This is a genomic window from Rhizobium sp. USDA 3886 (assembly GCF_056279785.1).
Genome location: NZ_JBWCDC010000001.1, coordinates 979,130 through 991,647, shown reverse-complemented (window position 1 = coordinate 991,647; position 12,518 = coordinate 979,130). Strand labels below are relative to the sequence as shown.

Below are 12,518 nucleotides of genomic sequence, written 5' to 3'. Positions count from 1 at the left end.
TTGACGTCAATCTTGATGCAATCGATCAATATGAACACGCTCTGGATCACCACCGAGGAGGCGCTTGCCCGCCTCGGTACAAAGCCACAGACGCTTTACGCCAATGTTAGCCGCGGACGGATCCGCGCCAAACCGGATCCCGCCGACCCGCGTCGCAGCCTCTATCAGGCCGACGATGTCGGGCGACTGGCGGAGCGCCACGCAGGCCGACGGCAATCGGCAGTGGTGGCAGCGGAAGCGATCCGCTGGGGTGATCCCGTTTTGCCGACGGCGATCTCGACGATTTCCGATGGAAGGCTGTTCTATCGCGGCCGTGAGGCGGTCGCTCTTTCCGAGCATGCGACGCTGGAAGAGGTCGCGGCACTCTTGTGGGGCAGCGGAAATATTGCGTTCGAAACGGGCGAAGGCGGTGAGGGCGACGCATCCCGCATGGCGAATGCCTTCACGCTTCTTGCAGCGCGCGTCACCACCGACCTGCCGGCCCTCGGTCGGAAACCGGCAGTTCTTCGAGCAGAGGCAGCGGACGTGCTATTAACCGTGGCCGGCGGACTCGCCCCCTGGCATGGCGAGCCAATGCCTCTGCATCAACGTCTTGCGCGTGGCTGGCAGCGACCCGAGGCGGCCGATCCGATCCGCCGGGCTCTGGTGCTCGCCGCCGAACATGAACTCAACGTCTCGGCTTTTGCGGCGCGCGTCACCGCATCTTCCGGTGCGGCCCTTTCAGCGGCGACGCTCTCGGGCCTAGCGGCGCTCACAGGCCCGCGCCACGGCGGGGCGTGGCTGAGTGTCACCCTGCTTACCGAACAGGCCGCTTCCGTTGGGGTGCGAGAGGCAATCCGTGGAGCGCTATCGTCCGAAGGAGTTGTGCGGGCTTTCGGCCATCGGCTTTACCCGCAGGGCGATCCTCGCGCGAAGGCGCTGATGGCAAGCTTCGAAGCGCCACGGCTTTTTGGTTCTCTGGCGGAAGCAGGCGAGGAATTGCTCGGCGAGCCAGTCAATGTCGACTTCGCGATCGCCGCCCTGACAGCCACCTTCAAGCTTCCCGAAGATGCGCCGCTTATCATCTTCGCTCTTGCCCGCACCTGTGGCTGGCTCGCGCATGCCATGGAGCAGGTCGAAGGTGGCCATCTTATCCGTCCAAGAGCACGCTACACAGGCCCCATGGTTGAAACTTCTGGTGGGTAACACTCGTCAACCTTGCCAGCTTGCGCTTTTCTGCATACGAAAATCCGGTTTTGTTTTATGATGATAGGGCCGGGGCAAGCAGGTGACCGCATGGCGAATACCATGCCGGATCATGACGTTTGTGCGATGTGGGGGCGGATCATGAGCATAATCTCAGCATTCCTTCGCGGTTTTGCCGCAGCCGCCCTTGCGGCACTTCTCCTGCCGGCGGGCGCCGCACTTGCTCAAACGGGCGGGTGCACCGTCGAGAATGCAGCGGGCGGGCGTGAAATCCTCCGCTGCCCGAACGGCGTAACGGTGACGGCGGAGGCCGGTGCTTCCTTTAGGCTGAATGACCGCAACCGCGACGGCAGCCCCGATGTTGTGTCGCTGCGCGGCAAGGCAATCCTCGTCGATGTCGACGACGCTCGCCACACAGGCAGCTTTCAGGTGGTGACGCCTCAGGCGATCGCTGCCGTGCGCGGCACGCAATGGGCAGTCGACGTCGCAGGCGGCCGGACGTCCGTGCTCGTGGTGCAAGGCTCCGTTGCCGTGCGCCGTCCTGCGGGTAATCCGGTCGTACTCGGTCCCGGCGAGGGAGTCGACGTCACAAGCGGCGCAGGCGTGCTTGAAGTGCGCCGCTGGCCGGCCGCCCGTGCCGCCGCGTTGCTTGCCCGCCTCGGCCAGTAGAGCTCATGCCCGACAAGAGATTTTCGATCACTGCTGCCCTTCTCCTGTCTGCACTTTGGGGAGGCTTTCTTGGCTCCCTGCATCTCACGGGCAGCGCCGGGTTCCTCGACCGGATGGAAGCTTCGCTGACGGATTTCCGGAGCGTGCTGATCGGCCGCAAGACGCCGCCGCAAACGGTCGCGATCGTTGCGATCGACGACCGCACAGCCGCATCACACGGCTATCCTGTCGACCGGGCAACACTTGCCCGCGCGGTCACTACGGTTGCCGCCCTAAAGCCGAAGACGATCGCTCTCGATCTGCTCTTCATCGACCCGAGCACCGAGCAAGGTGATTCGGCGCTCGTATCCGCGCTCCGGCTCGTGCCGTCCGTTATTGCCGCCGCGGCCGTCTTTCCGCAAAGTACCCAGACGGTGGCAACCGACCCGAACGACCCGCTTGCAGGGATCCCCTTCGCCGACAGCCTGCTCCTGCCGCTCAAGCGTTTTTCCGATGTCGCCGCCACCGGCGTCGTCAATGTCGCAACCGACGAGACAGGCGTCCCCCGTTTCATGCCCCTGATCTCGCGCAGCGACGGACGCGTCGATCCGTCATTCGCGTTGCGGACCGCATCGCTGGCGCTCGATCGCGATCCTGCATTCCAGCCGGGCAGCATCTCCTTTGCCGACCGGCATATTCCGACCGATACCGGTCAGCGTCTGCCGCTCACCTTCTATGGCCCGCGCGGCACCATCCCGACATTCAGCCTGGCAGACGCGCTCGACGGCAAGGTGCCTCCAGACGCAATTGAGAACCGCGTCGTCATTTTCGGTTCGACGGTCACGGCCGGCGGCGACGTTTTTCCGACGCCTTTCGATCCGGTGTTACCCGGAGTCGAGGTCATTTCGACTGCCATAGCGCATCTGATCGCAGGCGACAGCATCGTGCGCGATCACAATATCCGCCGGCTGGATGCCACTGTCGCGGTGCTTCTGCCGCTGGCGCTTGTCGGCCTGATTGCCTGGCGGCGCAGCATCATCGGTTTTGCCCTGATCGTGTTGGTTCTCGTTACCTGGGCAACCGTCAATCTCGCCATGTTCAGGGCGGGCTATTGGCTCAGCGCATCGCTGCCGATCGCTGCAGCTCTGCCTCCCGTTCTCGCTGTCGGTGCAGCGCAGCTCCTTCTCGGCCGCCGTCAGGCCCGTCTTTTCGCCGCCCAGAGCGAGCTCCTGCAACGGGTCGAAGCCCCGGGCCTCGGCGAGTGGCTTGCCCGAGACCCGTCCTTCCTCGCCGTACCGGTAAGGCAGAACGCGGCGGTGGTGTTCATCGATCTGTCGGGTTTTACGGGTCTCAGTGAGGCGGTCGGCGCGGTGACCGTGCGCGAGATCCTGAGCGGCTTCTTCGAGATCGTCGATGAGGAGGCGAGGGCGCATGGCGGCGCGATCACCAGCTTCATGGGCGACGGCGCGATGATCCTGTTCGGACTGCCGCATCCGGCAGATGACGATGCCTCACGTGCCGCCGCCTGCGCGCTGGCGCTCGCAGACCGGATGCGCACCTGGCTCAATTCTCACGCGGACCTCCAAGGGGAGCGCAGGATCGGCTTCAAGATCGGCGCCCATTGCGGCCCGGTCGTCGCCTCGCGCCTCGGTACCGGTGACCGCCAGCAGATCACCGCGACCGGCGACACCGTCAATGTCGCCAGCCGCCTGATGGAAGTCGCGGCAAGCCGCGGCGCAGAGGTCGCCTTCAGCGCAGCTCTCGTCCGCGTCGCGTCCAGCGACGCCGGCCCGTTGCCCGCCGGTCCGCTGGAGGGTCCGCTCGAGACGCATATCCGCGGCCGTTCCGGCAGCATCGACGTCTGGCTCTGGCGCCCAGCCACCTGATTTGCCGCTTTGACATTTGCCGTCTTAGCGGGTAGGAACGCGCCAACCGTTCTGCCGGCAGGTTCCGGCCACGGCGCTTCTGCGCCCGATATTCCGAAAGACAGACAGATGACAGATCTCAACAGCGTCGTTCCGGCGATCGCCAAGGCGTTGGCGAAGCGCGGCTATGCAGCGCTGACCCCCGTTCAGAAGGCCATGCTGGATCCGGCGCTTGCCGCCTCGGATGCGCTGGTTTCGGCGCAAACCGGCTCGGGCAAGACCGTCGCCTTCGGGCTTGCGCTTGCGCCGACGCTGCTCGAAGGCGAAGAGCGCTTTGCGCCCGCCGCCGAACCGCTCGCGCTGGTAATCGCGCCGACACGCGAGCTTGCCCTGCAGGTGAAGCGCGAGCTCGAATGGCTCTACGAGATGACCGGTGCGCTGATCGTCAGTTGCGTCGGCGGTATGGATATCCGCAGCGAGCGCCGTTCGCTGGAACGGGGCGCCCATATCGTTGTCGGCACGCCCGGCCGTCTCTGCGACCATATCCGCCGCAAGGCGCTCGATATGTCAGCATTGAAGGCTGTCGTGCTCGACGAGGCGGACGAGATGCTGGACCTCGGCTTCCGCGAGGATCTGGAGTTCATCCTCGATGCCGCCCCCGGCGACCGCAGGACGCTGATGTTCTCGGCAACGGTTTCGTCCGCCATCGCCAAGCTCGCCAAGAGCTACCAGCGCGACGCGGTGCGCATTTCGACTCAGACCGAAGAGAAGCAGCATGTCGATATCGAATACCGCGCGCTCGCGGTTGCGCCCGCCGATCGCGAAAACGCGATCATCAACGTGCTGCGCTACTACGAGGCAACCAATGCCATCGTCTTCTGCTCGACCCGCGCTGCGGTCAATCATCTGACGGCCCGCTTCAACAACCGCAATTTCTCGGTCGTGGCGCTCTCCGGCGAACTGACGCAGAACGAGCGGACGCACGCGCTGCAGGCGATGCGCGACGGCCGCGCCCGCGTCTGCATCGCAACGGATGTCGCTGCGCGCGGCATCGACCTTCCGGGCCTCGATCTCGTCATCCATGCCGACCTGCCGACCAATCCGGAAACGCTGCTGCATCGCAGCGGCCGTACTGGCCGGGCAGGGCGCAAGGGCGTAAGCGCGCTGATCGTGCCGCTCAATGCCCGCCGCAAGGCCGAGCGCATTCTCGATGCCGCCGGGATCGCCGCCGCCTGGGCTCTGCCGCCGTCGGCCGAAGACGTGATGCGCCGCGACGACGAGCGCCTGCTTGCCGACCCAATCCTCAGCGAGGCCGGGCGCGAAGAGGATCAAGTGCTGGTCAGCCGGCTCATTGCAAATCACGGCGCGGAAAAGCTCGCTGCGGCCTTCGTGCGCCTGTATCGCTCCAATCAGTCGGCGCCGGAGGATCTGATCGAAATCTCGATCGAGGGCGACCGCAAGCGTCAGCGCCGCGATGATGCCTTCGAGCCGCGCGAACCGAGCCAGAAAGGCCCGCGTGACGATTTCGGACCGAGCGTCTGGTTCTCGGTTTCCGTCGGCCGCAAGCAGAATGCCGAACCGCGCTGGCTGATCCCGATGCTCTGCCGCAACGGTAATCTGACGAAACGCGAAATCGGCGCGATCAAGATGCAGCCGGAAGAAACCTATGTGGAAATCTCTGCCGATAGCGCCGAAGCCTTTCTGCAAGCGGTCGGGCCGAACAAGACGATGGAGCGCGGCATCCGCGTGACACGTCTGAACGGCACGCCGGATTTCGGCCGCCCGGCCGCCGCGAAGCCTTACGGTGGCAAGAAGCCGTTCGGCGAGCGCCGGGACGAGACGTCCCATGATGAGCGCCCTAAGGGGAAGTTCAAGAAGGATTTCAAAGGCAAAGCCACTCCGGCGAATGGCGAGCGCAACGAAAAGCCCTGGGGCACGGCAGCCGGTAAGCCAAAATTCGAGGGCAAGGGCGGCTTCGCGCCGAAGGGCAAATTCGCTAAGAAGAAGCAAGGCTGAGGAGAGACGAACTGACAATTGGTGCCTTCCGTATATGCCCTTGAGAGGCAACCGTGACAGAGACAGCGATTTTATCCGTTCCGCTCTTCAGCACCTTGTGCAACGAAGCTTTCAAGCTGCGTCGCGCCGTCTTCATCGGCGAGCAGAATGTGCCCGCCGACGAGGAATTCGATGAAGCCGATCTCAGCGCCGAGCACATCGTCGCCGTCCATGCCGGCGAAGTCGCGGGCACGCTTCGCGTCGTCTATCTCGACGATCACGTGAAGATCGGCCGCGTGGCCCTCGGAGCGCAATGGCGCGGCCATGGCATCGCAAGCGCGATGATCCGCTTTGCGATGGAGGCGCATCGCACGGCACGCGGCAATCGCTTTTACCTGACGGCTCAAAGCGACAAGATCGCGCTCTATGAGAAGTTCGGCTTCACTGCGTTCGGTGACAAATTTCTCGACGGGGGCATGCCGCACCTCGCCATGAAGAACTACTGATTCCGTGGGCGCGATGGATATAGGCGCGCCGATGACAGGTAAAGACCGCCCGGAATATCTTGCGGCAGCAGATTTCATTCGCGAAAACCTCCGCCTACAGCGGGTGCCGGCAATTCCGGAGATAATGCTCCATCTCGCGCATTCGGGAAGCGGGCTTGGGCGATTGATAAGTCTGGATGGCACGGCACCCTACTGGGCCTATCATTGGGCTGGTGGAACCGTGCTCGCCCGCCATATCCTCTCGCAGCCTCAGACCGTTAACGGCCGCCATGTCCTTGATCTCGGCTCAGGCTCGGGCCTTGTCGCTATTGCCGCTGTGAAGGCAGGTGCTGTGCATGTCACCGCCGTGGATGTCGATGCCCGTGCCATCGCCGCAACAGACCTCAACGCCGCTGCCAACGGCGTTACGATCGAAACCCTGCAAGCCGATATCCTCAACGCGTTGCCGCCCATTTGTGACGTCATCCTGGCAGGTGACGTGTTCTACGATGCAGGGCTTGCAAGCCGCGTTCTGCCATTCCTCGCCCGCTGCCGCGCCGCAAGCATCGATATCCTGATCGGCGATCCCGGCAGGGCATCTTTCCCGCGCGAGCAGTGCCGCCTCGTCGCAACACATGCTGTCACAGATTTTGGAGATGCAGGTGCGGACAAGGTCAGTGGGGTTTATTCGCTTTAATACGGCGGAGGTGCGACGGATCGCACTAAACGTCAGCCGAGAAGCTCCGGCCGGAGCAGCATTACCGGGCAGGGGGTTCCTGCCGGAAGCTGCGGTGCATGGGGCGGGCGGACGATCAGGCAGTCGGCATGGGCGAAGACCTTCATCATCGACGAATCCTGCTTGCCGAACGGCTCTACCAACCAGTTGCCGGAGGAGGATTTGGCGAGCTTCGCCCGCACATAGTCCTGGCGCTGATCGTTGGCGGCAAGGGTGACCGCCGCCTCGACCGTTGAGTCGCGCTTCACAGGCGGCAGGGAGGCAAGCTTGCGGATCAGCGGCTCGAGGAACAGCAAGGCGCAAACGAGGCTCGACACGGGATTGCCCGGCAGGCCGAGCACATGCGTGCTTCCGAGGCTGCCAACCATCAGCGGCTTGCCCGGCCGCATGGCGATCTTCCAGAAATCGAGCGTCATGCCCGCTGCAACCAGTGTGGCTTGCACGAGGTCATGGTCGCCGACGGAGGCGCCACCGAGCGTCACGACAACATCGGCCCCGGCAGCCTGCGCCCTGCGGACCGCTGAAGTGATCGCCGCCTTGTCGTCAGCTACAATGCCGAGGTCCAGCACGTCGCCGCCGGCCTTGCGCACCAGTGCCGCGATACCGAACGTATTCGACGCAATGATCTGCGAAGGACCAAGATCACTTCCGGGCGCCAGCAGTTCGTCGCCGGTCGCAAGGATTGCCACAAGCGGCCTGCGCAGCACGTCGAGCGAGGCATGGTTCATCGCGGCCACCACCGTCAGCCGCGTGAAATCCATGACGGTGCCGGCCGCGAGCACCGCCTCGCCCTCGGCAAAGTCCTGACCACGGGGACGGATATGCTGGCCTTGGCGAACGGGAAATTTCGTGCGGATGCCGCCGTCGATCTTCTCCGCGTCCTCCTGCAGCAAGATGCTGTCGGCGCCTAAGGGAACCGGTGCGCCGGTAAAGATACGAACTATCTCGCCTTTGCCCACCGTGCCGTCGAAAGCGTGTCCGGCAGCGGATGTGCCGATAAGCTTGAGCTGAGCGCCGGGTTCCGGTGCATCCTCGCGGCGCAACGCATAGCCGTCCATCGCAGACGCGTTGAAGGGCGGCTGCGTCAGCCGCGCCGTCAAGCCGTTCGCGAGGACGCGTCCATCGCCGTCGGCAAGCGAAACGGTCTCGACATCGGAAATCGGATTGGCGCTGCCAAGCAGCCTGCCTTGCGCCTCTGCGACCGGAAGCAGGCTCATCGGCGAGCCTCCGGATGGCGGAAGTCGCCCGATTTGCCGCCGGATTTTTCGAGCAGCCTGATGCCGCCGATCTCCATCGCTTTGTCGGCGGCCTTCGCCATGTCGTAGATCGTCAGGCAGGCGACGGACACGGCCGTCAATGCCTCCATCTCGACACCGGTCTTGCCGGTGAGCTTGGCGGTCGCGGTGACGCGCAGGCCGGGCAGGGCGGCGTCCTCATCAATCTCGACGCTCACCTTCGTCAGCATCAAAGGGTGACAGAGCGGAATAAGGCTGGACGTCTGCTTGGCCGCCATGATGCCGGCAAGCCGCGCAGTGCCGATGACGTCGCCCTTCTTCGCATTCCCGTCACGGATCAATCGCAACGTTGCTGCCGCCATTTTCACATGGCCCTCCGCGGTCGCAACGCGAACCGTATCGGCTTTGTTACCGACATCGACCATGTGGGCCTCGCCCGAGGCAGCTATATGGGTCAGGCCTGGCTTTTCGCCGCTCATGTCATTCCGCCGCGATTGCCGCTTCGCCAAAGAGCAGAGCGCGGGTCGCAGCCGTCACGTCGTCCTTGCGCATCAGGCTTTCGCCGACGAGGAAGGTGTCGATGCCGGCCGCCTGCAGCCGCTTGCAGTCGGCATGGGTAAAGATTCCGCTTTCGCCGACCAGCAGCCGGTCATCCGGAACCATCGCCGAAAGCTCCTCGCTGACGGTCAGGCTGACTTCAAAGGTGCGGAGGCTGCGATTGTTGATGCCGACGAGCGGCGAGGAGAGTTTCAGCGCCCGCTCCATTTCCGGCGCATCGTGCACTTCGACCAGCACATCCATGCCGAGCGCAAAGGCTTCATCCTGCAGCCGCTCTGCCTCGTCATCGGAAAGCGAGGCCATGATCAGCAAAATGCAATCCGCGCCCCAGGCGCGCGCTTCGTGCACCTGATATGTCTCGAACATGAAATCCTTGCGCAGCGCCGGAAGGGCGCAGGCGTCGCGGGCCGCCGTCAGGAACTTCGGCGCGCCTTGAAAGCTTGGCGTGTCGGTCAAGACCGACAAGCAGGCGGCACCACCGACTTCATAGGCTTTGGCGAGCACCGGCGGATCGAAATCCGGGCGAATAAGGCCCTTGGAGGGGCTTGCCTTCTTGATCTCGGCGATCAGGCCGAACAGTCCGGCAGCGCGCTTGGCGGTGAGAGCCTTGTGGAAGCCGCGCGGCGCGGTTTGCCCAGCCTGCATCGCCTTCAGGTCCGCAAGCGAAACCTTCGCCTTGGCGGCGGCGATTTCCTCGCGCTTGTATGCCTCGATCTTTCGCAGGATATCGGTCATCAGCCAATCCTAGTCGATATCGTTCGAAACGGCGATCAGTTTATCGAGTGCTGCAGCGGTCGCGCCGCTGTCCAGCGATTCGGTCGCGAGTTTCATGCCCTCGGCGATCGTCTCCGCCTTACCGGCAATGACGAGCGAGGCAGCCGCGTTGGCAAGGGCGATATCCCGATAGGCGTTCCTCGCGCCGCTCAGCACTTCGCGAAGGGCCGCGGCATTGGCGACGCCATCGCCGCCTTTGATCGCGGCAAGCGCACAAGACGATACGCCGAAATCGGCCGGCGAAAGCTCAAAGGTGCGGATTTTGCCGTTTTCGAGCGCGGCGACACTGGTCTTGCCGGTCGTGGTGATCTCGTCGAGACCATCGCCATGCACGACCCAGACGCTCTCCGATCCCAGATCGCGCATCACTTCGGCAATCGGCACGACCCATTGCGGCGCAAAGACGCCGAGCAATTGGCGTCGCACCCCGGCCGGATTCGTCAGCGGGCCGAGCAGGTTGAAGATCGTCCGGGTGCCGAGCTCGACGCGCGACGGGCCGACATGGCGCATCGCCGAATGGTGCTGCTGGGCAAACATGAAGCCGACGCCTGCCTCGCTGATGCAGCGGGTGATCACTTCAGGTGCGATCTCGAGTTTGACTCCGAGTGCGGCAAGGCTGTCGGAGGCGCCGGATTTCGAACTCAGGGCGCGGTTGCCGTGCTTGGCGACCGGAACACCGGCGCCGGCGACGATCAGCGCCGCCAGCGTCGAGATATTGTAGGTGCCGCTGCCGTCACCGCCGGTGCCGACGATATCGATCGCATCGGCAGGCGCTTCCACCCGCAGCATCTTCGATCGCATCGTCGTCGCGGCTCCGACGATTTCGTCGACCGTCTCGCCGCGGACGCGCAGCGCCATCAGGAAGCCGCCGATCTGCGAGGGAGTCGCCTGACCGGACATGAGAATTTCGAAGGCCTCGCGGGCCTCGTCACGGGTCAGCGGCTCGCGGCTCGCAGCCTTGGCCAGAAGCGGCTTCAGATCGGTCATGCGCTACAGCTCCCTAGCGAACGGCTGCCTGATCGGCGAGCGTCTGGTTGATCGACGCACCGTAGTGCGTTTGCAGCAGGTTCACCATCTGGTCGAGAATATCGTCGCCGGCAGCGTTGGCCATGGCCGTGATCTGCGCATCCTGATTGTTCAGCACATCGCCGGTCGGTTCCGTGTTGACGCTGGTGACCTTGAGCAGGATCTGTGTGCCGGGATCGCCGCCGACGGCGCTTGCAACGGTATCAACGGGGCCGGTGAAGGCAGCGGTCACGCCGGCACGGCCGAGAACGGCATCGTCGGTGCCGCGCGTGATGCCGCTCTTGCTTTCGACCGCGATGCCGAGTGGAGCCGCGATGTCGGCAAGCGTCTTGCCCTTCTGGGCTTCCTGCTTGAGCTCGTCGGCCTTCTTGGCAAGTTCGAGCTTCTGCTGTTCGGCGGTCCAATCCTGAACGACCTTGTCGCGCACTTCGGCGAGCGGGCGATCGCGTTCCGGCGTGATCTCGCGCACGTCGAACCAGGCATAACCGTCATTGCCGAGCGGCAGAGCCGGCGCCTGAACGCCGGATTCGGTTTTGAAGGCTTCGCCGATCAGTTGCGGCTTCGCGGGAATGTCCTTGACCTCGTTGCCGTCCTTGTCCAACCCGCTAGGATCGACGGCGTCGATCACGACGGCCTTCAGCTTCAGCTGTTCGGCAATCTGCTCGAGCGTCTGGCCGGAGCCACGCAGATCCTCGATACGGTCGTGCACGTTGATAACCTCCTGCGACGCATTGACTAGCGCAAGCTGCTTGCGGATGTCTTCCTTCACCGCGTCGAAGCTCTTGACACTCTCCGGCTTGATGTTGGTGATGCGCAGGATGACCGGGCCGAAGGAACCTTCGACGACAGGCGTCGTGCCGCCGTCCTTGGCGACTGCGAAAGCAGCATCGGCGACGGTCTGGTCCGGAACCTTGTCCTTGGTGAAATCGCCGAGCAGCACGTCGCTTGCCGTCTTGCCCTGGTCGGTCACGAGCTGGTCGAAGCTGGTACCGCTCTTCAGCGCCGTTTCGGCAGCCGTCGCCAGATCCTTGCTGGCAAAGGTCAGCTGCTCGATCGTGCGCGTTTCCGGCGTCCGGTAGTTATCCTTGCGCTTGTCGAAGTCTTCGCGGATCTGGTCGTCCGTGACGGTCGCGGCATCCGCGATGTCGGCAGGCTCGAGCTTCAGATAGGCGATCTTCCGGTATTGCGGTGCGCGGTAGCGACTCTTGACGCCCTCGAACCACTTCGAAAGCATATCCTCGGCCGGTGCCTTGATGGGCTCGATATTCGCGTTCGTCAGCAGCAGGTAGTCGATGTCGCGGCTCTCCTGGCGGTAGAGCTTGAGCGCGTCGACGAGCGTCTTCGGAGGCGTGAACCCGTTCGAAACCGCATCGACGATCTGGCTGCGCACGGCGACCTTGCTGCGCTCGCTGATATAGTCCGCCTCGCGGATGCCGGCGTTGCGCAGGCGCGACGTAAAGAGCGTGCGGTCGAACTGGCCGTTGACGGCCTTGAATGCCGGATCGTCAGCGATCAGCTGGGCCAGGCGATCTTCGGAAAGGCCGAGATTCATGTCGGCAGCAAGCTGGTCGAGCGAAGCGCCCGCGACGAGCTGGGCGATCACCTGCTGCTCGACGCCGAAGGCCTTGGCCTGCTCGGGCGTCAGACGCATGCCGAACTGCTGGCTGAGACTTGCGACCTGCCGCTGGTAGGCAAGGCGGAATTCGGTGGCGTCCACCTGCTGGTCGCCGACGGTGACCACAGCCGTGCTGCTGCTGCCGGTGAGCAGCGAACTGGAGATGCCCCAGATGCCGAATGAAGCGACCAGGAGAAGCATCAGGAGCTTGGCGACCCAGGTCCGGGCGGCTCTTCTCAGGAAATGGAACATCGAAACGCAAACCTCGCATTATTTTCGCCGTTTCACGGGCAAAGCTTTTGACGTTCCTTAGAACAAACGCGTCAGGAAATGAAGCGCCCGCGCGCGAAAACATGGCAGGTGCTGGAGAGAGTACTGGAAGGCGATCGCGTTTAA

11 protein-coding genes are annotated in these 12,518 nt (G+C 63.9%); 6 read left to right on the top strand and 5 right to left on the bottom strand.

The window, feature by feature from the left end; genetic code table 11:
* The first annotated feature begins 15 nt into the window (after positions 1 to 15).
* The 6 genes from ACZ9BX_RS05125 (at position 16) to ACZ9BX_RS05100 (ending at position 6,875) form a co-directional block, all read left to right on the top strand.
* Positions 16 to 1,185, top strand: coding sequence for a citrate synthase (locus tag ACZ9BX_RS05125; protein ID WP_476216160.1), 1,170 nt, complete (start codon positions 16 to 18; stop codon positions 1,183 to 1,185).
* Positions 1,186 to 1,326: 141 nt separating this feature from the next.
* On the top strand, positions 1,327 to 1,854 hold the full coding sequence (locus ACZ9BX_RS05120) for a FecR domain-containing protein (RefSeq protein ID WP_476216158.1): 528 nt from the start codon (positions 1,327 to 1,329) through the stop codon (positions 1,852 to 1,854).
* A gap of 5 nt (positions 1,855 to 1,859) precedes the next feature.
* The gene (locus ACZ9BX_RS05115) at positions 1,860 to 3,719 is read left to right on the top strand and encodes a CHASE2 domain-containing protein (protein WP_476216156.1); all 1,860 of its coding nucleotides are present in this window, start codon (positions 1,860 to 1,862) and stop codon (positions 3,717 to 3,719) included.
* Positions 3,720 to 3,827: 108 nt separating this feature from the next.
* Positions 3,828 to 5,714 carry a DEAD/DEAH box helicase gene (locus ACZ9BX_RS05110; protein ID WP_476216154.1) on the top strand — a complete coding sequence of 629 codons (1,887 nt, stop codon included), beginning with the start codon at positions 3,828 to 3,830 and terminating at the stop codon, positions 5,712 to 5,714.
* 53 nt (positions 5,715 to 5,767) lie between these two features.
* Positions 5,768 to 6,199 carry a GNAT family N-acetyltransferase gene (locus ACZ9BX_RS05105; RefSeq protein WP_476216153.1) on the top strand — a complete coding sequence of 144 codons (432 nt, stop codon included), beginning with the start codon at positions 5,768 to 5,770 and terminating at the stop codon, positions 6,197 to 6,199.
* Between the two features lie 31 nt (positions 6,200 to 6,230).
* Positions 6,231 to 6,875: a class I SAM-dependent methyltransferase gene (locus ACZ9BX_RS05100; protein WP_476216151.1), complete on the top strand. Its 645-nt coding sequence runs from the start codon at positions 6,231 to 6,233 to the stop codon at positions 6,873 to 6,875.
* Between the two features lie 32 nt (positions 6,876 to 6,907).
* On the opposite strand, the gene ACZ9BX_RS05095 is transcribed toward ACZ9BX_RS05100, so the two are convergent.
* Genes ACZ9BX_RS05095 through ACZ9BX_RS05075 form a run of 5 tightly spaced genes read right to left on the bottom strand, consistent with a single transcriptional unit; the run spans position 6,908 to position 12,374 of the window.
* Positions 6,908 to 8,131 (bottom strand): molybdopterin molybdotransferase MoeA, encoded by a 1,224-nt coding sequence (locus ACZ9BX_RS05095; protein WP_476216149.1) that lies wholly within the window; start codon positions 8,129 to 8,131, stop codon positions 6,908 to 6,910.
* Entirely contained in the window at positions 8,128 to 8,628 is a 501-nt protein-coding gene (moaC, locus tag ACZ9BX_RS05090) for a cyclic pyranopterin monophosphate synthase MoaC (RefSeq protein ID WP_476216147.1), read from the bottom strand. Before moaC ends, ACZ9BX_RS05095 begins: the two co-directional genes overlap by 4 nt.
* Position 8,629: 1 nt before the next feature.
* Positions 8,630 to 9,442, bottom strand: coding sequence for an indole-3-glycerol phosphate synthase TrpC (trpC, locus tag ACZ9BX_RS05085; protein ID WP_476216146.1), 813 nt, complete (start codon positions 9,440 to 9,442; stop codon positions 8,630 to 8,632).
* A gap of 9 nt (positions 9,443 to 9,451) precedes the next feature.
* Positions 9,452 to 10,468: an anthranilate phosphoribosyltransferase gene (gene trpD, locus ACZ9BX_RS05080; protein WP_132568266.1), complete on the bottom strand. Its 1,017-nt coding sequence runs from the start codon at positions 10,466 to 10,468 to the stop codon at positions 9,452 to 9,454.
* Positions 10,469 to 10,481: 13 nt separating this feature from the next.
* A complete protein-coding gene (locus ACZ9BX_RS05075) occupies positions 10,482 to 12,374 on the bottom strand; it encodes a peptidylprolyl isomerase (RefSeq protein WP_476216143.1) in 1,893 nt (630 codons plus the stop codon).
* Positions 12,375 to 12,518: the final 144 nt, after the last annotated feature.

Excerpts from the sequence above, each read along its gene's own strand:
- ACZ9BX_RS05125 (WP_476216160.1), top strand. The coding sequence starts at position 16 with ATGCAATCGATCAATATGAACACGCTCTGGATCACCACCGAGGAGGCG.
- ACZ9BX_RS05120 (WP_476216158.1), top strand. The coding sequence starts at position 1,327 with ATGAGCATAATCTCAGCATTCCTTCGCGGTTTTGCCGCAGCCGCCCTT.
- ACZ9BX_RS05115 (WP_476216156.1), top strand. The coding sequence starts at position 1,860 with ATGCCCGACAAGAGATTTTCGATCACTGCTGCCCTTCTCCTGTCTGCA.
- ACZ9BX_RS05110 (WP_476216154.1), top strand. The coding sequence starts at position 3,828 with ATGACAGATCTCAACAGCGTCGTTCCGGCGATCGCCAAGGCGTTGGCG.
- ACZ9BX_RS05100 (WP_476216151.1), top strand. The coding sequence starts at position 6,231 with ATGACAGGTAAAGACCGCCCGGAATATCTTGCGGCAGCAGATTTCATT.
- ACZ9BX_RS05095 (WP_476216149.1), bottom strand. The coding sequence starts at position 8,131 with ATGAGCCTGCTTCCGGTCGCAGAGGCGCAAGGCAGGCTGCTTGGCAGC.
- moaC (WP_476216147.1), bottom strand. The coding sequence starts at position 8,628 with ATGAGCGGCGAAAAGCCAGGCCTGACCCATATAGCTGCCTCGGGCGAG.
- trpC (WP_476216146.1), bottom strand. The coding sequence starts at position 9,442 with ATGACCGATATCCTGCGAAAGATCGAGGCATACAAGCGCGAGGAAATC.
- trpD (WP_132568266.1), bottom strand. The coding sequence starts at position 10,468 with ATGACCGATCTGAAGCCGCTTCTGGCCAAGGCTGCGAGCCGCGAGCCG.
- ACZ9BX_RS05075 (WP_476216143.1), bottom strand. The coding sequence starts at position 12,374 with ATGTTCCATTTCCTGAGAAGAGCCGCCCGGACCTGGGTCGCCAAGCTC.